Origin of the sequence: Shinella lacus (assembly GCF_010994755.1) — a bacterium.
In the GTDB taxonomy this organism is placed as follows: Bacteria; Pseudomonadota; Alphaproteobacteria; order Rhizobiales; family Rhizobiaceae; genus Shinella; species Shinella lacus.
Window position 1 is genome coordinate 215,469 of sequence record NZ_WHSB02000004.1, and the last position, 21,898, is coordinate 237,366.

19 protein-coding genes are annotated in these 21,898 nt (G+C 64.7%); 14 read left to right on the forward strand and 5 right to left on the reverse strand.

Annotation, left to right across the window (positions count from 1 at the left end):
- Positions 1 to 52 precede the first annotated feature (52 nt).
- The 12 genes from GB927_RS12415 to GB927_RS12470 all read left to right on the forward strand — a co-directional run bounded on the left by GB927_RS12415 (position 53) and on the right by GB927_RS12470 (position 12,253).
- Entirely contained in the window at positions 53 to 961 is a 909-nt protein-coding gene (locus GB927_RS12415; protein WP_256117776.1) for a LysR family transcriptional regulator, read from the forward strand.
- A 126-nt stretch (positions 962 to 1,087) separates the two neighbouring features.
- On the forward strand, positions 1,088 to 2,248 hold the full coding sequence (locus GB927_RS12420) for an ABC transporter substrate-binding protein (RefSeq protein WP_256117266.1): 1,161 nt from the start codon (positions 1,088 to 1,090) through the stop codon (positions 2,246 to 2,248).
- A 242-nt stretch (positions 2,249 to 2,490) separates the two neighbouring features.
- Positions 2,491 to 3,489, forward strand: coding sequence for an ABC transporter ATP-binding protein (locus tag GB927_RS12425; protein ID WP_256117267.1), 999 nt, complete (start codon positions 2,491 to 2,493; stop codon positions 3,487 to 3,489).
- Positions 3,486 to 4,436, forward strand: a complete 951-nt coding sequence (locus tag GB927_RS12430) for an ABC transporter permease (RefSeq protein WP_256117268.1) — start codon at positions 3,486 to 3,488, stop codon at positions 4,434 to 4,436. Before GB927_RS12425 ends, GB927_RS12430 begins: the two co-directional genes overlap by 4 nt.
- Positions 4,426 to 5,241, forward strand: coding sequence for an ABC transporter permease (locus GB927_RS12435; protein ID WP_256117269.1), 816 nt, complete (start codon positions 4,426 to 4,428; stop codon positions 5,239 to 5,241). Before GB927_RS12430 ends, GB927_RS12435 begins: the two co-directional genes overlap by 11 nt.
- 20 nt (positions 5,242 to 5,261) lie before the next feature.
- Positions 5,262 to 6,689 (forward strand): gamma-aminobutyraldehyde dehydrogenase, encoded by a 1,428-nt coding sequence (locus tag GB927_RS12440; protein WP_256117270.1) that lies wholly within the window; start codon positions 5,262 to 5,264, stop codon positions 6,687 to 6,689.
- 61 nt (positions 6,690 to 6,750) lie between these two features.
- Positions 6,751 to 7,269 carry a DUF2937 family protein gene (locus GB927_RS12445; RefSeq protein ID WP_256117271.1) on the forward strand — a complete coding sequence of 173 codons (519 nt, stop codon included), beginning with the start codon at positions 6,751 to 6,753 and terminating at the stop codon, positions 7,267 to 7,269.
- A gap of 57 nt (positions 7,270 to 7,326) precedes the next feature.
- The gene (locus GB927_RS12450; RefSeq protein ID WP_256117273.1) at positions 7,327 to 7,500 is read left to right on the forward strand and encodes a DUF1328 domain-containing protein; all 174 of its coding nucleotides are present in this window, start codon (positions 7,327 to 7,329) and stop codon (positions 7,498 to 7,500) included.
- A gap of 141 nt (positions 7,501 to 7,641) precedes the next feature.
- On the forward strand, positions 7,642 to 9,816 hold the full coding sequence (locus GB927_RS12455; protein ID WP_256117274.1) for a TonB-dependent siderophore receptor: 2,175 nt from the start codon (positions 7,642 to 7,644) through the stop codon (positions 9,814 to 9,816).
- A gap of 100 nt (positions 9,817 to 9,916) precedes the next feature.
- The gene (gene fhuF, locus GB927_RS12460; protein ID WP_256117777.1) at positions 9,917 to 10,579 is read left to right on the forward strand and encodes a siderophore-iron reductase FhuF; all 663 of its coding nucleotides are present in this window, start codon (positions 9,917 to 9,919) and stop codon (positions 10,577 to 10,579) included.
- Entirely contained in the window at positions 10,576 to 11,679 is a 1,104-nt protein-coding gene (locus GB927_RS12465; RefSeq protein ID WP_256117275.1) for an ABC transporter substrate-binding protein, read from the forward strand. The genes fhuF and GB927_RS12465 overlap by 4 nt, the downstream gene beginning before the upstream one ends.
- Before the next feature lie 58 nt (positions 11,680 to 11,737).
- On the forward strand, positions 11,738 to 12,253 hold the full coding sequence (locus GB927_RS12470) for a hypothetical protein (protein WP_256117276.1): 516 nt from the start codon (positions 11,738 to 11,740) through the stop codon (positions 12,251 to 12,253).
- Here the strand turns inward: GB927_RS12470 and GB927_RS12475 are convergent.
- From GB927_RS12475 to GB927_RS12485, 3 genes are read right to left on the reverse strand one after another with little or no spacing between them, the layout of a single operon-like run.
- Positions 12,250 to 13,086 carry an isocitrate lyase/PEP mutase family protein gene (locus tag GB927_RS12475; protein ID WP_256117277.1) on the reverse strand — a complete coding sequence of 279 codons (837 nt, stop codon included), beginning with the start codon at positions 13,084 to 13,086 and terminating at the stop codon, positions 12,250 to 12,252. The genes GB927_RS12470 and GB927_RS12475 overlap by 4 nt on opposite strands.
- Positions 13,083 to 15,530: a GcvT family protein gene (locus tag GB927_RS12480; RefSeq protein ID WP_256117278.1), complete on the reverse strand. Its 2,448-nt coding sequence runs from the start codon at positions 15,528 to 15,530 to the stop codon at positions 13,083 to 13,085. Before GB927_RS12480 ends, GB927_RS12475 begins: the two co-directional genes overlap by 4 nt.
- On the reverse strand, positions 15,527 to 17,977 hold the full coding sequence (locus GB927_RS12485) for a GcvT family protein (RefSeq protein WP_256117279.1): 2,451 nt from the start codon (positions 17,975 to 17,977) through the stop codon (positions 15,527 to 15,529). The genes GB927_RS12480 and GB927_RS12485 overlap by 4 nt, the downstream gene beginning before the upstream one ends.
- Positions 17,978 to 18,107: 130 nt before the next feature.
- Between GB927_RS12485 and GB927_RS12490 the strand changes: the two genes are divergently transcribed.
- Positions 18,108 to 18,956 carry a LysR family transcriptional regulator gene (locus GB927_RS12490; RefSeq protein ID WP_256117281.1) on the forward strand — a complete coding sequence of 283 codons (849 nt, stop codon included), beginning with the start codon at positions 18,108 to 18,110 and terminating at the stop codon, positions 18,954 to 18,956.
- 78 nt (positions 18,957 to 19,034) lie between these two features.
- On the forward strand, positions 19,035 to 19,292 hold the full coding sequence (locus GB927_RS12495; RefSeq protein ID WP_256117283.1) for a hypothetical protein: 258 nt from the start codon (positions 19,035 to 19,037) through the stop codon (positions 19,290 to 19,292).
- Between the two features lie 4 nt (positions 19,293 to 19,296).
- Here the strand turns inward: GB927_RS12495 and GB927_RS12500 are convergent, their stop codons facing one another.
- Together GB927_RS12500 and GB927_RS12505 are read right to left on the reverse strand one after the other, a co-directional pair.
- Positions 19,297 to 20,073 carry an SDR family oxidoreductase gene (locus tag GB927_RS12500; RefSeq protein ID WP_256117285.1) on the reverse strand — a complete coding sequence of 259 codons (777 nt, stop codon included), beginning with the start codon at positions 20,071 to 20,073 and terminating at the stop codon, positions 19,297 to 19,299.
- A 117-nt stretch (positions 20,074 to 20,190) separates the two neighbouring features.
- Complete coding sequence (locus tag GB927_RS12505; RefSeq protein WP_256117286.1) at positions 20,191 to 21,840, reverse strand: OFA family MFS transporter; 1,650 nt, start codon at positions 21,838 to 21,840, stop codon at positions 20,191 to 20,193.
- Between the last annotated feature and the right edge of the window lie 58 nt (positions 21,841 to 21,898).

Genomic DNA, 21,898 nt, shown 5'->3' on the forward strand with positions numbered 1-21,898 from the left:
CACGGAATTTTCGCCGCTTGCCTCGCCCGACCCGGCCATATTAACTGCCGCCATGGCATTCACCTTCCGGCAATTGCAATATTTCGTCGCCGTCGCAGAGCAGGGTTCGGTGACGCGCGCGGCGCAAAACCTCTCGATCTCGCAATCCTCGATCACCGAGGCGATCAAGGAACTCGAATCCGATCTCGGCGTCGAGCTGTTCGATCGCCACCCGCGCGGCCTGACCACGACGCATAACGGCCACCAGTTCCTGCGCCACGCGACAAAGATCCTCGCCGACGTCTCCGATGCGCGCCGTTCCTTCTCCGACAACCGCACGGCCGAAAAGGGCCAGCTCAATCTCGGCGTCACCTCGCTCGTCGCCGGCTACGTGCTCTCGGACCTGCTCTCGCGCTACCGCCGCGGCTTCCCCGGCATCGATGTCAGCGCCATCGAGGACAACGGCTCCTATCTCGAACACCTGCTGGTCGGCGGCGAGCTCGACGTCGCGGTCATGGTCATCTCGAATCTCCGCGACCGCATGGCGCTCCAGGCGGAAATCATCGAGACCTCGCCCTATCGGCTCTGGCTGCCGATCGGCCATCCCCTCGTCTCCGCCGATATCATCTCCGTCAGCGATATCGCCAAGGAACCGCTGATCATGCTGACGGTCGACGAAATCGAGGAGAACACGGGAAAACTGCTCTCCGCACTCGGCGCCCGCCCGCACGTCGCCTTCCGCACGCGCTCGGTGGAAGCCGTGCGCAGCTTGGTCGCCACCGGCGCCGGCATCGCGCTGCTGCCCGATCTCGTCTACCGCCCCTGGTCGCTGGAAGGCGACCGCATCGAAAGCCGCGACGTTTCCGGCGCGCTGCCCGTCGTGCAGGTCGGCATGGTCTGGCGCAAGGGCTCCAGCCTGCCGCAGGCGGCGCGGGATTTCGTCGGGCTGGCGGAGGCATTGCGCAGCGGGCGTGGGCGATAAATGCCGCCGGTTTCGGAATTTCCGATAGCGACATTCTGATTAATGAATTTGCGAAAGCGGCGAAAGCGCGGCACCTTTTCTTTCGGGAACAATACCGCACGAAGCGGATCACACCGGGAGACTGACATGAAGCGACTTCTGCATTCCTGCACCGCGCTCACCCTTTCGCTCGCCTTCACCGCATCCGCCCTCGCCCAAGAGCCGCTGAAGGAGCTTGGCGCCGGCGAAGGCGAAGTGTCCATCGTCGCCTGGGCCGGCTATATCGAGCGCGGCGAGACGGACAAGAACTACGACTGGGTCACCGAATTCGAGAAGAAGACGAGCTGCAAGGTCACCGTGAAGACCGCCGCCACCTCCGACGAAATGGTCGCCCTGATGAACGAAGGCGGCTTCGACCTCGTCACCGCCTCGGGCGACGCGTCGCTGCGCCTCGTTGCGGGCAAGCGCGTGCAGCCGATCAACACCGACCTCATTCCGAGCTGGAAGACCGTCGACGAGCGCCTGCAGAACGCACCCTGGCACACGGTGAACGGCGTGCACTACGGCACCCCCTATCTCTGGGGCCCGAACGTGCTGATGTACAACACCGATGCCTTCAAGGACGAAGCGCCGAAGAGCTGGAACGTCGTCTTCGAGGAAATGACGCTGCCGGATGGCAAGTCGAACAAGGGCCGCGTGCAGGCCTATGACGGCCCGATCCACATTGCCGACGCCGCGCAGTACCTGATGGCGCACAAGCCGGATCTCGGCATCAAGGATCCCTACGAGCTCAACGAAGACCAGTACAAGGCCGCCCTCGACCTGCTGCGCGTCCAGCGCACGCTCGTCGGCCGCTACTGGCACGATGCGATGATCCAGATCGACGACTTCAAGAACGAAGGCGTCGTGGCGTCCGGCTCCTGGCCGTTCCAGGTGAACCTGATGCAGGCGGAAAAGCAGAAGATCGCCTCGACCTTCCCGGAAGAGGGCGTGACGGGCTGGTCGGACACGACAATGCTGCATGCCGAAAGCCAGCATCCGAACTGCGCCTATATGTGGATGGAACATTCGCTTTCCGCCAAGGTGCAGGGTGACGCGGCCGCCTGGTTCGGCGCCGTGCCTTCGGTTCCGGCAGCCTGCAAGGGCAATGCGCTGCTGACCGACGAAGGCTGCAAGACCAACGGTTTTGAGAACTTCGAGAAGATCCACTTCTGGCGCACGCCGGTTGCCAAGTGCGAAAGCCAAAGCGAATGCGTGCCCTACCACCGCTGGGTCTCCGACTATATCGGCGTGATCGGCGGACGTTGATTTAGAACGGCGCGGCCTACACCAACCGATCTCCCCCTTGTGGGGGAGATGTCACCGAAGGTGACAGAGGGGGGTGGCCGCGAAGCGGCACATCGAAACGCGGGCGGTAGATACCCCCCTCTGCCCTGCCGGGCATCTCCCCCACAAGGGGGGAGATTGACGAGTTGCGCCGTCTTCTACCCATGACGACGATTTGCGATGGGCGCTCGCTGCCCTTGCCCAAAATAACACCCGGAGCCCCCATGACCGCCGTCCTGTTCCAGCAAGTCTCCCGCCATTTCGGTGCCGTGCGCGCCGTAGATAGTGTGGATTTGGCGATTGCCGAGGGCGAGTTCTTCGCCATGCTGGGGCCGTCGGGGTCCGGCAAGACGACGTGCCTGCGCCTGATGGCGGGCTTCGAGCAGCCGACGTCCGGCCATATCGAGATCTTCGGCGAGACGGCGGAGGGCGTGCCGCCCTACCGGCGCAACGTCAACACGGTGTTCCAGGACTATGCGCTGTTCCCGCATCTCTCGATCCTCGAAAACGTCGCCTATGGGCTGATGGTCAAGGGCGTCGCCAAGGCCGAACGGCTGAAGGCGGCGGAAGAGGCGCTCGCCATGGTGAAGCTGCCCGGCTACGGCACGCGCCGGCCCGGCCAGCTTTCCGGCGGCCAGCGGCAGCGCGTGGCGCTGGCACGAGCCCTCGTCAACCGCCCCCGCGTGCTGCTGCTCGACGAACCGCTCGGCGCGCTCGACCTCAAGCTGCGCGAACAGATGCAGGAAGAGCTGAAATCGTTGCAGAAATCGCTCGGCATCACCTTCGTGTTCGTCACGCACGACCAGGGCGAGGCGCTCTCCATGGCAGACCGTATCGCCGTGTTCAACGACGGCAAGATCCAGCAGCTCGGCACGCCGGAAGAGGTCTACAAGCGACCGAAGACGCGTTTCGTCGCGGATTTCGTCGGCTCCTCCAATGTGCTGCCGCCGGATTTCGTGGCAGGCCTCGGCTTCAGCAAGGGCTATGCGAGCCTGCGCCCGGAGGCGATCACGCTTGGCGAGAGCGGGCCGGGCCGCAAACATTTCACCGGCCGCGTCGTCGCCGCGAGCTTTTTGGGTGCCGCGAACCGCGTGACAGTCGAGGCGGCGGGCGCCCGGGTCGCCGCTATGGTGCCGGCCTCGCTTGCGGTGCCGGCCGAGGGCGAGACCGTCACCTTCTCCTTCCTAGCCGACGACCTGCATCAGATGGACGGCGCCCAATGACGATCGCCGCCGACACCTCCATCCTCGCGCGCCGCGAAAACACCTCCGGGCGGCTTTCGGATTTCTTCTGGCGCAACCCGAAGATTCTGCTGCTGCTGATGCTGACGCCGCCGCTGCTCTGGCTCGGCGTCATCTATCTCGGCTCGCTGTTCGCGCTGCTGTTGCAGAGCTTCTTCTCGATCGACGATTTCTCCGGGCTGATCAATTACGAGTTTACGCTCGCGACCTATCGCCAGCTCCTCATCCCATCGAATTTCGACATCATCCTGCGCACCGTCGTCATGGCCGTGCTGGTGACGCTCGCTTCCGCCGTTATCGCCTTCCCGATCGCCTATTATGCGGCGCGGTACGCCAGGGGAAAGTGGAAGGTCATCTTCTATCTCGGCGTCATGCTGCCGCTGTGGTCGAGCTATCTGGTGAAGGTCTATGCCTGGAAGCTGATCCTCGCCAAGGAGGGCATCGTCACCTGGGCGCTCGCTAAGCTGAACCTGCTCTGGGTGCTGGATGCCTGGCTGTCGCTGCCGGTCGTCGGCGGCACGTCGCTGTCGATCAGCTACACCGGCACCTTCATCGTCTTCATCTATGTCTGGATGCCCTTCATGATCCTGCCGATCCAGGCGGCGCTGGAGCGCGTGCCGGGCAACCTCATCGAGGCCTCCGCCGATCTCGGCGGCCACCCGGCGCAGACCTTCCGCTACGTGCTGTTTCCGCTCGCGCTGCCCGGCATCATCGCCGGCTCGATCTTCACCTTCTCGCTGACCTTGGGCGACTACATCATCCCACAGATCATCGGCTCGTCGCGGCTCTTTATCGGCCAGGCGGTCTATGCCCAGCAGGGCACGGCCGGCAACATCCCGCTCGCCGCCGCCTTCACCGTCGTACCGATCGTCATCATGGGCCTCTATCTCTGGATGGCCAAGCGACAGGGGGCCTTCGATGCGCTCTGACCGGAACAACGCCGCGCCGCTGGGCCTGAAGATCGCCGCCGGTGCCGGCCTCGCCTTCCTGCACCTGCCGATCCTGCTGATCTTCCTCTATGCGTTCACCACGGAGGAGAAGAGCTACCAGTTCCCCCCGCCGGGCTATACGTTGCAATGGTTCGCCGTCACCTGGAACCGGCCGGACGTCTGGGCGGCGATGGGCCTTTCGGTGCGCGTCGCCGCGATCTCCACGGCCATCGCGCTGGTGCTCGGCACGCTCTGCGCCGCCGCCGTCAGCCAGACGAAATTCTTCGGCCGCGAGACGATCTCGCTGCTCGTCATCCTGCCGATCGCGCTGCCCGGCATCATCACCGGCATCGCACTGCGCTCGGCCTTTTCCTTCGCGGAAATCCCCTTCTCGTTCTGGACGATCGTGCTCGGCCACGCGACCTTCTGCGTCGTGGTCGTCTACAACAATGCGGTCGCCCGCTTCCGCCGCGTCTCGGGCTCGCTGATCGAAGCGTCGATGGACCTTGGCGCCGATGGTTTCCAGACCTTCCGCTACATCATCCTGCCGAATATCGGCACGGCACTGCTTGCCGGCGGCATGCTCGCCTTCGCGCTCTCCTTCGACGAGGTGATCGTGACGACCTTCACCGCCGGCCAGCAATCGACCCTGCCGATCTGGATGCTGGAGGAGCTGGTGCGCCCGCGCCAGCGGCCGGTGACGAACGTCGTCGCCATGGTCGTCGTGCTGCTGACCTTCCTGCCGATCCTCGGCGCCTACTACCTCACCCGCGACGGCGACCAGGTCGCCGGCGGCGGCAAATGACGACACAAGGGAGAACATCGATGGACACCCAAATGCTGATCGGCGCGCGCTTCGAGGCCGGCACGGAAGTCGAGGAGCACATCCTGAACCCGAAGACCGGCGCCAAGATCGTCGACCTGCCGGAAGCCTCCTATGCGCAGATCGACGCTGCGGTGGATGCCGCCGAAAAGGCCTTCGTCTCCTGGGCCACCACCACGCCCGCCGAACGCTCGGGCTACCTCTTGCGGATCGCCGACGCGATCGAGAAGGACGCCGACGCCTTCGCGGCACTGGAATCGCTGAATTGCGGCAAGCCGATCAACGCGGCGCGCAATGACGAACTGCCGGCCATCGTCGATTGCTGGCGCTTTTTCGCCGGGGCCATCCGCTCGCTCAATGCCCCCGTCGCCGCCGAATACCTGCCCGGCTTCACATCCATGGTGCGCCGCGACCCGATCGGCATCGTCGGCTCGATTGCGCCGTGGAACTATCCGCTGATGATGATGGCCTGGAAGCTGGCGCCCGCCATTGCCGGCGGCAACACGGTGGTCTTCAAGCCCTCCGAGCAGACGCCGCTGACGGCTCTGAAGATGGCCAAGCTGCTTGCCGATATACTGCCGGAGGGCGTGGTCAACATCGTGCTCGGCCGCGGCGAGACGGTCGGCAATGCGCTGATCAACCATCCGAAGATTAACATGGTCTCGATCACCGGCGATGTGGCGACCGGCAAGAAGGTGCTGGCGGCGGCGGCAAAGACCGTGAAACGCACCCATCTGGAACTCGGCGGCAAGGCCCCGGTCGTCGTCTTCGACGATGCGGACCTGGAGGCCGTCGTCGCGGGCATCCGCGCCTTCGGCTATTACAATGCCGGCCAGGACTGCACGGCGGCCTGCCGCATCTATGCGCAGGACGGCATCTACGAAAAGCTCGTCGCCGATCTTTCGGCGGCCGTCTCGACCATCAAGTACAACGACCCGGACGACTCGCTGAACGAGATCGGCCCGCTGATCTCCAAGCGCCAGCGCGACCGGGTGGCGAGCTTCGTCGAGCGCGCATCCGAACTCAAACATGTCGAGATCACCACGGGCGGCCGCGCGGGCAGCGACGAGGGCTATTTCTTCCAGCCGACGGTGGTTGCCGGCGCCACGCAGGACGACGAGATCGTGCGGCGCGAGGTGTTCGGCCCCGTCGTCTCCGTCACCCGCTTTTCCGAGGCCGACCAGGCGGTCGCCTGGGCGAATGACAGCGATTACGGCCTCGCCTCCTCCGTCTGGACCAAGGACATCGGAAAGGCGATGAAGGCCGCCGCCCGCCTGCAATATGGCTGCACCTGGATCAACACGCATTTCATGCTGACGACCGAAATGCCGCATGGCGGCGTCAAGCAGTCGGGCTATGGCAAGGACATGTCGATCTATGCGCTGGAGGACTATACCGCCGTGCGCCACGTCATGATCAGCCACGGCTGACGGAAACTTTTGGCCGCTCCGGCGGTTCCGCTCTCGGGATGTGATGTCCCGGGAGAACGGCATGAGGATTTTGTCCCGCACCGCGACTGCAACCGCCGCCTTAGTCGGCGCGCTCGCCTTTTCGCAGGCGCCGGAATTCGCGCAGCAATACCAGCAGCGCCTCGGCGGCGCGCTCGATGAACTGCGCATCATCGTCGCCGATTTCGACCGCGACGCCACGCTTGCCGGCATCGACCGCACACAGGCGCTCGCGATCTATGACGGCGCCGGCGAACCCTTCCTGCGCAATCGCGGCCAGTCGATGCGCCGCACCCTCACCCGCTTCGAGACGATCGCCCGCCAATCCGCCGGCATGGCCCGGACGTCGCCCTTCGCAAAACCCTTCGCGCTCCTGCGCAATGCCGACGACATGATCCTCACCAATGCGTGGCGGGATTTCCAGCCGGCCGTTCCCGTGACACCGGCCGGCCTCCTCTGGGCCACGACAGGCGCGTGCCTCGGCTGGGGGCTGGTGGGCGCGGCGAGAATGCTGCGCCGCTTCCGCCGCCATCGCCCAGTCCCGGCTGATCAACTCACCTAGACGGGAACTTTTTTTGCCCTCGCGCGTCCTTCTGTCCATACATCTGGAGACAACGCCATGCTGAAATGGGCACTGATTTTCCTCGTCATCTCGCTGATCGCCGGCTTCCTCGGCTTCTCCGGCGTCTCGGCGGCAACGGCGACGATCGCCAAGATCCTGTTCGCGATCGCCATCGTCATCTTCTTGATTTTCCTAGTGCTTGCACTGATGGCCGGCAGCCTCGCCTTCTGAGTGCAATTCATCCCCAGCCTGTGTTGCACGTTGGCAACACAGGCTGAATCATGACTGTTCTAGTCATATAATATGTTGCAGCGAGCTGAATCCTGATAAAAACGGTCATCTTATTGATCCGCTTCGTCAGAAAGACCCCGCATGCACAACTCTTCCCGCACGATGTACCGCCTGGCGCTCGCCGGCACGTCCCTCCTCACGCTCGCCACGGTCGCCCTTGCACAGGACCAGGCGACGGCGACGCAGGGCGGCGCGACCGTTCTCGAAGACATCGTCGTGGATGGCGGCAGCGGCGGCGTCATCACCGCGGATGGCTATGTCGGCAAGAGCAGCGCGACGGGCGCCAAGATCGATACGCCCTTCATCCAGACCCCGCAGTCGATCTCCTCGGTCACGCAGCAGCAGCTCGAAGACCGCAACCCGCAGACCCTGCTCGACACGCTGGCCTATACACCCGGCACCCGCGTCGGCGGCTACGGTTTTGACCCGCGCTTCGACAGTTTCACGGTGCGCGGCTTCGACGTGACCTATACCGGCGTCTTCCGCGACAACCTGCGCCAGCCGGGCGCCGGCTCCTCGCTGTTCAAAACAGAGCCCTACGGCCTCGAAGGCGTGTCGATCCTGCGCGGCCCCTCCTCGGCGCTCTACGGCGCCTCCGGTGCCGGCGGCCTCTACAACCTCATCAGCAAGCGCCCGACGGAAGAGGCGCTGCGCGAAGTGCAGGTGCAGTACGGCAGCCACGACCGCTACCAGGGCCAGTTCGACCTTTCCGGCCCGATCAACGACGAAGACCCCTTCTACTACCGCCTGACCGGCCTCATGCGCAGCGCCGACACCGAGCAGGTCGGCGTGCCCGACGACCGCGCCTATATCGCGCCGGCCTTCACCTGGAAGCCGGACGAGGACACGCGCCTCACCATCCTCGGCGAATATTCGCGCACCAAGACGGGCGGCACGGCGGCCTATTATTATGATCCGGCCACCGGCAAGGTCAGCGATTTCTTCGCCGGCAACCCGGCCTATAACGACTCCATCCAGAACCAGGGCCGCATCGGCTACGAGTTCGAGCGTCGCCTGAACGAGACCTTCACCTTCCGCCAGAACGCTCGCGCCTCCTGGCTCAACGTCGATGCCGACTGGGCCTTCGCCTACCAGCCGAACGCCGCCGACCCGACGCTACTCGACAGCAGCGCCGGCACATTCGAGGAGTGGCTGAACACCTACACGATCGACAACCAGCTCGAAGCCAAGTTCGAGACCGGCGCGCTGGAACACACGCTGCTCACCGGCGTCGATTTCACCAAGGTCTATTGGAAGTCGTTGAACGGCTATGGCGTCTCGCCGCCGCTCGACATCAACGACCCGACGCGCGGCCGCCCGGTCGATCCGATCGCCTTCCAGACGAAGAGCGTGCAGGACCAGTTGATCACCGGCCTCTACATGCAGGACCAGATCCGCTACGACGCGCTGACCTTCACGCTCGGCGGCCGCTACGACTGGGTCTCCACCGATACCGACAACACGGACCTCGCCTCCGGCGCCCTCGACACGATCAGCCAGGACGACCGCGCCTTCACCTGGCGCGCCGGCGTGACCTATGAGACCGAATGGGGCATCACGCCCTATGCCAGCTACTCGACCGCGTTTTCGCCCAATGCCGGCGTGAACATGGCGACCGGCAACCCCTTCAAGCCGACCGAGAGCGAACAACAGGAAGTCGGCGTGAAATACCTGCTGCCGGACAGCAACACGCTCATCACCGCCGCGCTCTTCAACATCGACCAGACGAACGGCCTCTATTACGAAGTCGTCGATCTGCCGACCGGCCCGGCCAACATCCAGGTGCAGCGCGGCAAGCTCCGCTCGCGCGGCCTGGAACTCGAAGCCTCCACCAGCCTCGACAACGGCCTGTCGCTGATCGCCTCCTACACCTATACGCAGGCGAAGATCATCGACGGCCCGGCCGGCACCATCGGCAACGACGTCTCCTCCATCCCGCGCCACATGGCCTCGCTCTGGGCGCATTACGATATGCCGGAAGACGGCGCGCTTGCCGGCCTCGGTTTTGGCGCGGGCGTGCGCTTCACCGGCTCCAGCTACGGCAGCGACGAAAATGTCTCGAAGAACGCCTCGCGCGCCTTTGTCGACGCGTCGATCGACTACGATTTCGCCGCGATCAACAAGGAGTTCGAGGGCCTGAAGCTGCAGGTCAACGCGACGAACCTGTTCGACCGTCAGGATGCCGTGTGCTCGGCCGGTTTCTGCTACCGCGACCAGGGCCGCACGGTCATCGGCAGCCTGAAATATTCGTGGTAAGCCCTTGACGAACCTTTCCTCCCAGGACGGCGAAACCGCTTTCAGGCCCCAGGGCCTGAAAGCGGTCTTTACCGGCGAGCACGCCTGGTGCGGCGAGAAGATGATGCTCTCGTCCGACCTTGACGGCGCCGTGCCGCTCGGCGATTTCCTGGCGGGGGACGGGTTTTCGCAAACGCTCGACCGCTATGCCGCGGTCCACGGCAGCGCGGACCGACGCGCGGTCGCCTCCTTCTGGTCACTCTACTATTTTTCCGCGCTGACCATCCCCTATGTCGTCGCGCGCCGGGCGGAGATTACGCCGCCCATCGCCCTTGACGAGATGACCATCGCCATCGGCGAAGACGGCCTGCCGCGTGCCTTCGGCCTGCCGCATGAGGGCGACTGGAGCGAAAGCAAGGACCTCGTCGACGTCATCACGCCGCTGGTCGACTGCCACCTCGCCCGCGTCGTCGCGCTGTTCAAGGAAAAGACCGGCATTGCGCCGAAACTCGCCTGGAACAATGCGGCCGTCTATATCGACTATGCCTTCAACGCGACGGACCGGTCGCCCGCCGAAGGCGACGACCATTGGCCGTCGCGCCAACTCTTCGATTGCCCGCAACTGGCAAATGGCAGCCGCAATCCCTTCCACGGCTGCCTGCGCCATGAGATGGAATACGGCGCGGTCCACTGTCGCCGGAAAGTCTGCTGCCTGCGCTACATGCTGCCCGGCATTCCCGGCTGCGGCGAACTCTGCGCCCTGCCGGAACTGAGAAAACAATGACCATGCGCCTCCTCGCCCTCGCCGCCTTCCTGATCCTCGCCGCGCTGCCGGCCCGCGCCGAGGTGCAGTACCCGTTGACCGTCACGGACGCGCTCGGCCGCGAAGTCACCATTCCGGCCGAGCCCAAGGCCGTGCTGCTTGGCAGCGGCTTCAACCTGGTGGCGCTGTCGCTGGTGCATCCCGATCCTGTCAGCATCCTTGCCGGCTGGGCGAGCGACATGAAGGGCGACAACCCGGAAATCTATGCGCGCTTCAAGGACAAGTTCCCGAAGATCGAGGAGGTGCCGATCATCGGCGACGGCATCACCGTGTCCTTCGAGGCAGCACTTTCGCTCAAGGCCGACCTCGCCATCCTCGCCAACTGGCAGGCCGATACCGAGCTTGGCAAGCAGGCGATCGGCTATCTGGAACAGACCGGCGTGCCCGTCGTCGTCGTCGATTTCAACAGCGACGCGCTGAACAACACCGCCGGCAACATGCGCCTGCTCGGCCAGGTGATGAACCGCGAGGAGCAGGCGAACGCGTTTGCCGATTTTTACGAGGCGCGCGTCAAGCGCATCCGCAACCGGGTGGCCGAACACAAGGAACCCGGCCCGACCGTGCTGATGGACGCCTTCCCCAATCCGGAAAAGTGCTGCTATGCCTATGGAACCGGCGGGCTTGGCGCCTTCATCGCCATCACCGGCAGCCGCAACATCGCCGAAAGCTTGCCGGCGCAGGGCGGCATCATCAGCTCGGAATTCCTCGTTGCGGCCAATCCGGACGTCTATATCGCCACCGCCTCGCCGGGCGGCACCTACAGCGCCTTCTCCATCGGCCCCGGCGTCGATCCGAACGAGGCGCGCGAGACGCTGGCACGCGCCGTCTCCAGCCCCTTCCTCACCAATCTGAAGGCGGTGAAGGACGAACGCGTCCATGGCCTGTGGAATTTCTTCAACGCCGTGCCGCTCAATATCCTCGCCGCCGAGGCCTTCGCGCACTGGCTGCGCCCGGAGATTTTCGGCGATATCGATCCCAATCAGACGATGAAGGAAATCAACGAGCGCTTCGCCGCCGTGCCCTTCGACGGCGCCTATTGGATCAGCCTCAAGGCAAAGTGAGGGGAGCGGCCTTTCGACGGGCCGCCGCGCACGCTATATGATGCCCAGGAGGACCTGAATGATCTGGGCATTCGCAGTCGCAGCGGCGGCAATTCTTTATCTCGCACTGCGCTTCCGGCGCTTTCAGAGCTGGGTCGAGCCCGCACTCACCATCGTGGTGGCCATCGGCCTTGCCGCGGCACTGCTCATATGGTTCGTGGAAGAGCGAGCTCCCTCCGGCGAGGTCGTGGTGCAGGACGCTGCGGCACCGGCGCTTTCGGCGGACAATGTCGAGCTCTCCGAAACGGAGGCCATTGCCGGCCAGACGAAGACGAGTTTTCGGGTAACGGGCCGCATCACCAACAAGGGCACCGTGCCCATGCAGTCCTTCCGCCTCGACGTCGTGCTCTCCGATTGCCCGAACGGCACCTGCCGGGAGGTCGGCCGCGACGACGCGCTGATCGTGCTGCGCGTGCTGCCGGGCGAAAGCCAGGCCTTCAGCACCTTCGCCGTCTTCCCCGGCAGCGACATCACCCCCGTGACCACGCCCGAATGGGATTTTGGCGTGCGCGACGTGCGGGCCTACGGGCGCTAGGCTTCGTCGGCACCTTCATCGAGCATCGCGTTGACCCGGTCGCCGGAGATTGCAGCGGACAATTTGACGAAGCTGCCATCCTTGACGATGGCCTCCATCTGCTCGGCGATCGCCGCATGGGTGACGCGGGCGATGGTCGAGCCGAGCGAGATGCGGCGCACGCCCATCTCCGCGAATTGCGGCACCGTAAGCTGGCGCAGCGGCCCCGCGGCGAGCGCATTGACCGGTTTCGAAACCGACTGCACGACGCGACGCAACTCATCCGCACCCGGCGGCACTGGCACATAGACGAGATCGGCGCCGGCCTTTTCGAAGGCCTGGATGCGCCGGATGGCCTCATCCAGATCGTAGACGCCGTTCATCACGCCATCGGCACGCGCACAGAGAATGAAGGGTTGGCCGAGCGACCGGGCGGCATCGGCCGCCGCGCGGATGCGCTCCACGGCGAGGTCGAACCCATAGGCCGGGTTGCCCTCGACCATCTGCGTATCCTCGATCGAGCAACCGGAAAGGCCCACCCCGGCCGCAAGCCGGATGGTTTCGGCAACCTCGTCCGGCGCATCGGCAAAACCGTTCTCGAAATCGCCGGAGACGGGCAGCGGCGTGGCGCGCACGAGGTCCTCGGCATGTTTCAGCGCCTCCTCGCGGGTGACGCGGCCCATGTCCGGCCGGCCGAGCGTGAAGGCGAAGCCGGCGGAGGTGGTGGCAAGCGCCACGGCGCCGGCAGCCGCCATCATGCGGGCGGAGCCGATATCCCAGGGGTTCGGGATGACGAAGCAGCCCGACTGGTGCAGCGCGTAAAAGCGTTCGTGGCGTTCGGCAAGTGTCGTCATGCCCTTACCCTTTCCGACTTTGGATCGTACATCGGAACAAGCGAGGCTTCAGCCTTCACCCGCACGCCGGCGATCTCGATCTCGTAGCGGGAGGCAAGTATATCCGCCTCGCTCTCGCCGGCGCAGGGAACATAGCCCATGCCGATCGCGCCGCCGAGATGGTGGCCGTAATTGCCCGACGTGATGGTCGAGACGATCTTGCCGTCGCGCACCAGCGCCTCGTTGTGGAAGAGCAGCGGCTGCGGATCGGTAAGCCGGAACTGCACCATGCGGCGCTTCAGCCCCTCCTCTTCCTTCCGCAACACCGCGTCGCGGCCGAGGAAGTCGCCCTTCTTGGTGCGCACGGCAAAGCCGAGGCCGGCTTCGAGCACATGGTCCTCGTCGGTGATATCATGGCCGAAATGGCGGAAGGCCTTTTCGATGCGGCACGAATCGAGCGTGTGCAGGCCGCAGAGTTTCAGCCCCACATCCACGCCGGCTTCCTCCAACGCCCCAAAGACATGCGCCGTCTGGTCGGTGGAGACATAAAGCTCCCAGCCGAGTTCGCCGACATAGGTGACGCGGTGGGCGCGGGCGAGGCCCATCCCGACCTCGATCTGCCGGGCGGAGGCGAAGGGATGCGCCGCATTGGAAAAATCGTTCGGGCTCACCTTCTGCATGAGGTCGCGCGCCTTCGGACCCATGACGCAGAGCACGCTTTCAGCCGCCGTGACATCGGTGATGACGACGAACTCGTCATTGAGATGCTTGCGCAGCCAGGCAAGGTCGCGCTGGAGCGTAGCGCCCGGCACGACGAGGAAGAAGGCGGTTTCCGACAGGCGCGTCACCGTCAGGTCGCTCTCGATGCCGCCGCGTTGGTTCAGCATCTGGGTATAAACGATCTTGCCGGGCGCGACGTCCATCTGGTTGGCGCACAGACGTTGCAGGAAGGCGAGCGCATCGCGGCCCTCCACGCGGATCTTGCCGAAGGACGTCATGTCGAAGAGGCCGACGCCGTTGCGGACCGCGAGGTGCTCTTGCCTCTGGTTTTCGAACCAGTTCTGCCGCTTCCACGAATAGCGGTATTCCCGCTCCTGCCCCTCTTTGGCGAACCAGTTGGCGCGCTCCCAGCCCGCCACCTCACCGAAGACGGCACCGCGGGCCTTCAGGTGCTCATGCAGCGGCGAGCGCCGCACGCCGCGGGCCGTCGCCATCTGACGATAGGGGAAGTGGTCGGCATAGAGCAGGCCAAGCGTTTCGGAGACGCGGTCCTTGAGATAGGCGCGGTTCTTCTGGAACGGTTGCGCGCGGCGGATATCGACCTCCCACAGATCGAACGGCGCCTCGCCGTCATTCATCCATTGCGCCAGCGCCATGCCGGCGCCGCCGGAGGAGACGATGCCGATGGAATTGTAGCCGGCGGCAACCCAATAGCCCTTCAGCTCCGGCGCCTCGCCGAGATAGTAGCGGTCGTCCGGCGTAAAGCTTTCCGGGCCGTTGAAGAAGGTATGGATGCCGGCAGTTTCCAGCATCGGCATGCGGTTGATGGCGTTTTCGAGGATCGGCTGGAAGTGATCGAAATCCTCCGGCAACTGGTCGAAGCAGAAATCTTCCGAGATGCCTTCCATGCCCCAGGGCTTGGCCTTCAGCTCGAAAGCGCCGATCAGCATCTTGCCGGCGTCTTCCTTGTAGTAGGTGCACTCATCCGGCACGCGCAGCACCGGCAACCGTTGCAGGTTCGGGATCGGCTCCGTGACGATGTAGAAATGCTCGCAGGCATGCAGCGGCAGCGTGACGCCCGACATGTCGGCGAGCGTGCGCCCCCACATGCCGGCGGCATTGACGACGTTGTCGGTCTCGATGGTAAAGGTCTCGCCGTTCTGCTCGCAGGTAACGCCCGTCACGCGACCGTCCTTGGTCACGACCGACGTCACTTTGACGCCCTCGATAACCGTCGCGCCGTTCTGCCGCGCCCCCTTGGCGAGCGCCATGGCGATGTTCGCCGGGTCGCACTGGCCGTCGAGCGGCAGCTGCACGGCTGCCTTCACATCCGCCGTGTTGAGGTGCGGATACATCGCCTTCACCTCGTCGACGGTGATTTCGCGCACGTCGATGTCGAAGGCGCGGGCGAGCGAGGCCTGGCGGTAGATCTCCTCCTTGCGCTCCTCGGTGAGCGCCACGGTCATCGAGCCGCACTGGCGCATGCCGGTGCCGATGCCGGTCTCCGCTTCGAGCTTGGTGTAGAGGTCGGCTGAATATTTCGCGAGCCGCGTCATGTTCTGCGAGGCGCGCAGCTGGCCGATCAGGCCCGCCGCATGCCAGGTGGTGCCGGAGGTAAGCTGCTTGCGCTCCAGGAGCACCACATCCGTCCAGCCGAGTTTGGCGAGATGATAGGCGACCGAACAGCCGGAGACACCGCCGCCGATGATGACGGCTCTCGCCTTCGAAGGGATGGGCTTGCTCATGCACGCAGTCTTTCATTGTTGGGATCGAAGAGCGGGCCGTCGGGCTGGACCACCGCCTTGAAACGGTCGCCATAGATCTCGACCTCGATTTCCGTGCCGGGCACGGTGAGGTCGGCCCTGAGCATGCCGAGCGCAATGGACTTGCCGGTTCGATAGCCCCAGTTGCCCGAGGTCGTCTCGCCGACCACTTTCCCGTCATGCCACAGCGTCGACATGTAGGGCGCGTCGCACTCGCCGGCCTCCACGGTCAGCGTCACGAAGCGTTTTGTCACGCCCTGCTGCTTCTCCCGCTCCAGCGCCGCCTTGCCCTTGAAGTCAGGCTTGGTCCAGTCGACGAAGCGGTCGAGGCCGCCCTGAAGGATGGTGTAGTCGGTCGAAAGGTCCCCCTTCCAGGAGCGATAGCTCTTCTCGATGCGCAGCGAATCCAGCGCTTCCATGCCGAAAGGCCTGAGCCCGTGCTTCTGCCCCGCCTCCCAGACGGCATCGAAGATCGTCGCCGTGTCCTCGACCTTGGTGTGGATTTCCCAGCCGAGTTCACCGGCAAAGGAGACGCGCACGAGCTGGCACCAGCGGCCGGCGATCTGGCAGCTCTGGTGGGTGAGCCAGCCCTTCTGGAGATCCGCATCCGTCACGTCGGCGAGGATGGCGCGGGACTTCGGGCCGGAAAGGATCTGGCAGGAAAAACTTTCCGTCACGTCGTCGATGGTGAAGGCGGCATCCTTGGGCAGGTGCTTTTGCAGCCATTCGAAATCGTGCCACTGCGCGGTCGCGGCCGTGATCAGGAAGAAGAAATCCTCGTCCAGCATCATCACGGACATTTCCGTGACGATGCGGCCCTTGTCGTCGGAGAAATAGGCAAGGCCGATGCGGCCGGGTTTCGGCAGCTTGCCGGTGGTCAGCGTCGAGAGCCATGCTGTCGCCCCCTCGCCCTTCACGCGGAAGCGCGAGAAGCCGGGCAGGTCGAGAATGCCGGCTGCCTCGGTGACGGCACGGCATTCCGCTTCGATGCGCGCCCGCCAGGGGCCTTCGCGGTTCCAGGTCTGGGTCGATTCTTCCGAAAGGTCGTCGCCAGGCTGGGCATACCAGTTGGCGCGCTCCCAGCCGTTATAGGGCTTGAACTGTGCGCCCAGCGCCTTGATGCGATCATGGATCGGCGAAAGTTTCCGGTCGCGTCCGGCCGGCCAGGCGTGTTTCGGGAAATGCATGGCATATTCGTGGCCGTAGATTTCCATGCCCTTGGCGACGCAATAATCCTTGTCGGCTGCGAAGCTGGTGTAGCGGCGCGGGTCGCAGGACCACATGTCCCACTCCGTCTCGCCTTCGGTGACCCATTCCGCCAGCACCTTGCCCGCACCACCCGCCTGGCAGATGCCGAAGGTGAAGACGCAGGCTTCAAAAGCGTTCGGCACGCCCGGCATCGGCCCGAGCAACGGGTTGCCGTCCGGCGCATAGGGGATCGGCCCGTTGATCATGCGAGACAGGCCGGCGGTACCGAGGATCGGCACGCGCTCGACGGCGTCGTTCAGATACCATTCCAGCCGGTCGAGATCGTCCGGGAAGAGCTGGAACGAAAAATCGTCCGGCATCGGATCGTCCGGCGTCACCCAATGCGCCTTGCAATTGCGCTCGTACGGGCCGAGGTTCATGCCGGTCTTTTCCTGCCGCAGATAGTAGGAACTATCCACATCGCGCAGCAGCGGCAGCTTGTGGCCGGCTTCGCGCGACCAGGCGGCGAGTTCGGGAATTTCCTCGAACAGCATGTACTGATGGCTCATCACCATCATCGGCACGTCACGGCCGAACCATTTGCCGACCTCCCGCGCATAATAGCCGGCGGCATTGACGACCTTCTCGCAGCGGATTTCGCCCTGCGGCGTGGAAATCACCCATTCATCCCCCTCCCGGCGTGCGCCGGTGGCGGGACAGAAGCGGAAGATTTTCGCACCCATGTCGCGCGCGCCCTTGGCCAGCGCCTGGGTGAGCTGCGCCGGGTCGATGTCGCCGTCGTAGGGGTCGTAGAGCGCGCCGGTCAGGTCGTGCGTTTCGAGGAAGGGATACTTTCCGCGCATCTCGTCGGGCGAGAGGATGTCGAGGTCCATGCCCTGGTAGCGGCCCATGCCGACGACGCGCTTAAACTCCTGCAACCGCTCCTTCGAATGGCCGAGGCGGATCGAGCCGGTGACGTGGTAGTTCATCGGGTAATCGACCAGCGCGCCCAGTTCCCGGTAGAGCGAGGCCGAATAGCGCTGCATGTTCATGATCGACCAGGACGAGGAAAACGTCGGCACGTTGCCGGCGGCGTGCCAGGTGGAGCCGGCGGTCAGCTCGTTCTTTTCCAGCAGCACGCAATCCGTCCACCCGGCCTTGGCCAGGTGGTAGAGCGCCGAGGCGCCCACGGCGCCTCCGCCGATGATGACGACACGGGCATGGCTAGGCAGTGCGGACATTCTCGTTCCCCTTCTTTGCGCCCCGAATTTGTGTCAACCAAAGCGCTGCGCAGCAAGCCGCGGAATTCCCTTTATTAATCGATACCTTCGATTACACTTGCGCCAAACACTGGGAAAAAATGGCGCATCCATGCAGATTATCCTGATCGAGACGTTCCTGGACCTCATGGAAACCCGGAATTTCAACCGCACGGCGGAGCGCCTGAACATCACGCAATCGACCGTCACCCACCGCATCAATGCGCTGGAAGCCACGTTCGCGCGAAAACTCTTCGCGCGCAACAAGGGCGGCACGCAGCCAACCGCCGCGGGCCTGCGCTTCCTCGATCACGCCAAGGCGCTGCAACACCAGTGGCACGAGGCGGCGCGCGCAGTGGAAACGGCCGGCGCCTACGAGCGCTCCATGCGCATCGGCCTGCAGCACGACCTCGCCGCCCACTATGCCGGCGACTGGCTTTCGGCGGTGCGCAAGGAACTGCCGGGCACCTCGATCTACCTGGAGGTCGACTATTCCAACCAGATGAACCGTGATCTCGACGCGGGCGACCTCGACCTCGCCATTCTCTTCACGCCGCATTACCTGCCGGACCTGCACTATGAGCGCATCGGCGACGTGATCTACGAGATGGTGAGCAACAGGGTGGCTGATATCGCGGAGGTGAAGCCGGAGGACTATATCCAGGCGGTCTATTCGCCGGCCTTCGACCGGCTGCACCGGCAGGCCCATCCGGGGCTCTCCACCGCGCCCATCGCCAGCGGCGAGACGACCGCCATCCTGGCGCTGATGCAGAAGCTCGGCGGCTCCGCCTATGTGCCGGCCGCCGATGCCAGGCGGCTCATCGGCACCGGCACGGCAAGCCGGGTCGCCGGCGCCGAGCCGATCGCGCAGGCCGTCTATGCCGCCGTCAACGTGCGCACGCGCCACGCCCACCAGCACCGGCGCATCATCGCCATCCTTCAGGCGCTGCTTGCGCCCTGAGCCATTGAAACCACCGGGCACCATGCCTATTAACGGCGAACCAGCATCTGACGCCAGAATCTCACAAAGGAGTCGTCCATGGCCGCCCGTGACCGCTACTCGCGCAAGCTCGAATGCGCCATGTGCGGCAATTCCGGCTATGCCGAAGTCTCCGAAGACGACATGCCGAGCCGGAAGAACCCGGATTTCGCCGTCGATTCGCTGCCGCGCGGCTTCCTCACGGAACGCCCGTCGAAATATCCAGACAAGCACATGATCCGCTGCCGCTGCGGCCACGTCTTCAAGTTCCAGCAGAAGACAGTCTACGCCGAAGGCGGCGAGCCACGGCGGCGGTAGCGCCCTACCCGCGCCCGACGAAGGGCATCGCCGTCGCCATCACCGTCATCGTCAGCACATTGGCGTCGAGCGGAAGGCTGGCCATGTAGATCACGGCATCGGCGACGTGTTTGACCGACATGGTCGGTTCGCTGGCGATGTCGCCATTCGCCTGGAGCACGCCGGCGTTCATCCGCGCCGTCATGTCGGTCGCCGCGTTGCCGATATCGATCTGGCCGCAGGCGATGTCGTATTTGCGGCCGTCGAGCGCAATCGACTTGGTGAGGCCGGTGATGGCGTGTTTCGTGGCGGTATAGGGCGCGGAATTGGGCCGCGGCGCGGTGGCGGATATCGAGCCGTTGTTGATGATGCGCCCGCCCCGCGGGTTCTGGTCCTTCATGAGCTTGAAGGCCTGCTGAGTGCAAAGGAAGGCGCCCGTCAGGTTGGCCGCAAGGATGTTGCTCCACTCCGCGAAGGGAATGTCTTCCAGGAGCGCCGGCGAGACGTTGGAGCCGGCATTGTTGACCAGCACGTCGAGCCGGCCGAACTCCTGCTTCACCTGTTCGAAGGCCGCCGCGACCTGCGCGGGGTCGCCAACGTCGCAGGCGATGGCGCGCACCGGATTGCCCGTTTCAGTGGAAATCTCCGCCGCCGCCGTCTCCAGCACCGCGGCCCGGCGGCCGGTGATGATGACGGCATAACCCTCGGCGCTGAGGCCGCGCGCGACCGCCAGCCCAATGCCCGTGCCGCCACCCGTGACCAGTGCGATCCTGTCCTTGCCGGTCCTGCCCCATTCGGTCATACCATCCTCCTCGTGTCTGCAACCCCTCTCGTTTGGTCGAAATGCAAGAACGCCGCAAGGGCAAAAAAGAAAGCCCCCGGCGCGAACCGGGGGCTTCGAAGCGTTCCTTGAAGGCTCTTAGAACAACGCGGCGGTGTTCTTGACCGTCACCCAGATGCCCCAGATGAGCGGAATGCCGACAACGGCCCAGGCGAGCGCCGCCTTGCCGTCGAAGCCACCCTTGCCGATGCCGAAGGAGCCGGTCGGGCCGGCATTCGCGGCAGCCGTCTTCGCCTGTAACGACGCGACCTCTTCGTCCGACATGAACCATTTCTCCGCAAGGGGCCGCACCAGCGAATTGGCGACGAGCCCCACCGCCAGCATGCCGGCGAGGATATACATCGTGCCGGTATAGAGCGACGGCCCCGGCTCGACGCCGGCGGCGATCTGCGCCTCGCGGATATAGTTGACCACGACGGGGCCGACGATGCCGGCGGTCGCCCAGGCCGTCAGCAGGCGGCCGTGGATTGCGCCCACGAACTGCGTGCCGAAAATGTCGGCGAGATAGGCCGGGATAGTGGCAAAGCCGCCGCCATACATCGACAGGATGATGCCGAAGGCCAGCACGAAGAGCGCCTTGTTGCCCATGTCGGCGAGCGTCGGTGCGGCGGCATAGAGCACGATGCCGAGCACGAAGAAGGTGTAATAGGTGTTCTTGCGGCCGATCTTGTCGGAGAGCGATGCCCAGAAGAACCGCCCGCCGATGTTGAAGAGCGACAGCAGGCCGGTAAAGCCCGCCGCGATCGCCGCGATGGCCGCCTTCTGGTCGGTGCCGAGCTGGCTGAAGGTCAGGTCCGGCTGGCCGATCAGGCGGCCACCGAAGATTTCCTGCAGCATGGGCGAGGCCATGCCGATCACGCCGATGCCGGCCGAGACGTTGAGGCACAGCACCAGCCAGATCAGCCAGAACTGCGTGGTCTTGTGCGCATCGCGCAGGTGAACGTGCTTGGTGGTGATCATCGTCGACTTGGAGGCCGGCGGCGTCCAGCCTTCCGGACGCCAGCCGGCCGGCGGGATGCGGTAGCCAAAGGCGCCGCCCATCATGAAGCAGAAGTAGATCGCCGCCATCACGAGGAAGGTCTGCCACACGCCGGCGGTGACGTCCGTCTTGAAGGCGTTCATCAGCAGGTTGGCGAGCGGCGCACCGATCATCGCGCCGCCGCCAAAACCCATGATCGCCATGCCGGTCGCCATGCCGCGCCGGTCTGGGAACCACTTGATCAGCGTGGAAACGGGGGAGATATAGCCGAGGCCGAGGCCGACGCCGCCGATGACGCCCGCACCGAGCCACATCAGCCACAATTGATGGCTCATGACGCCGAGCGCTGCGACGACGATGCCGCCGCACCAGCAGCAGGCCGAGACGAAGCCCGCCTTGCGCGGGCCGACGCGCTCCAGCCAGCCGCCCCAGATGGCGGCGGAGCAGCCGAGCAGCACGAAGAACAGCGTGTAGATCCAGCCGAGATCGGCGACACGCCAGTTGCAGCTCGTGGTGAAGAGCGCGGAGATGAGGTTGAGATCGGCGCAGGCCGGATCCGTTACCGGAATGGCTTTGGACAGCGGCAGCCAGAACACGCTGAAGCCATAGGCCATGCCGATACAGAGATGGATGGCAAGGGCTGCCGGCGGAACGAGCCAGCGGTTGAAGCCGGGTTTCGCGATAATGCGCTCCCGGTCGAGGATGCTGCCGGAATAAGTTCCGGCATAGGTCTCGGTCGATGCAGTCATTGGGTCTCCTCCGCGACGCACCCCTCGGTGCGAAGATTTTCGTGATGGGGAGCCGGGC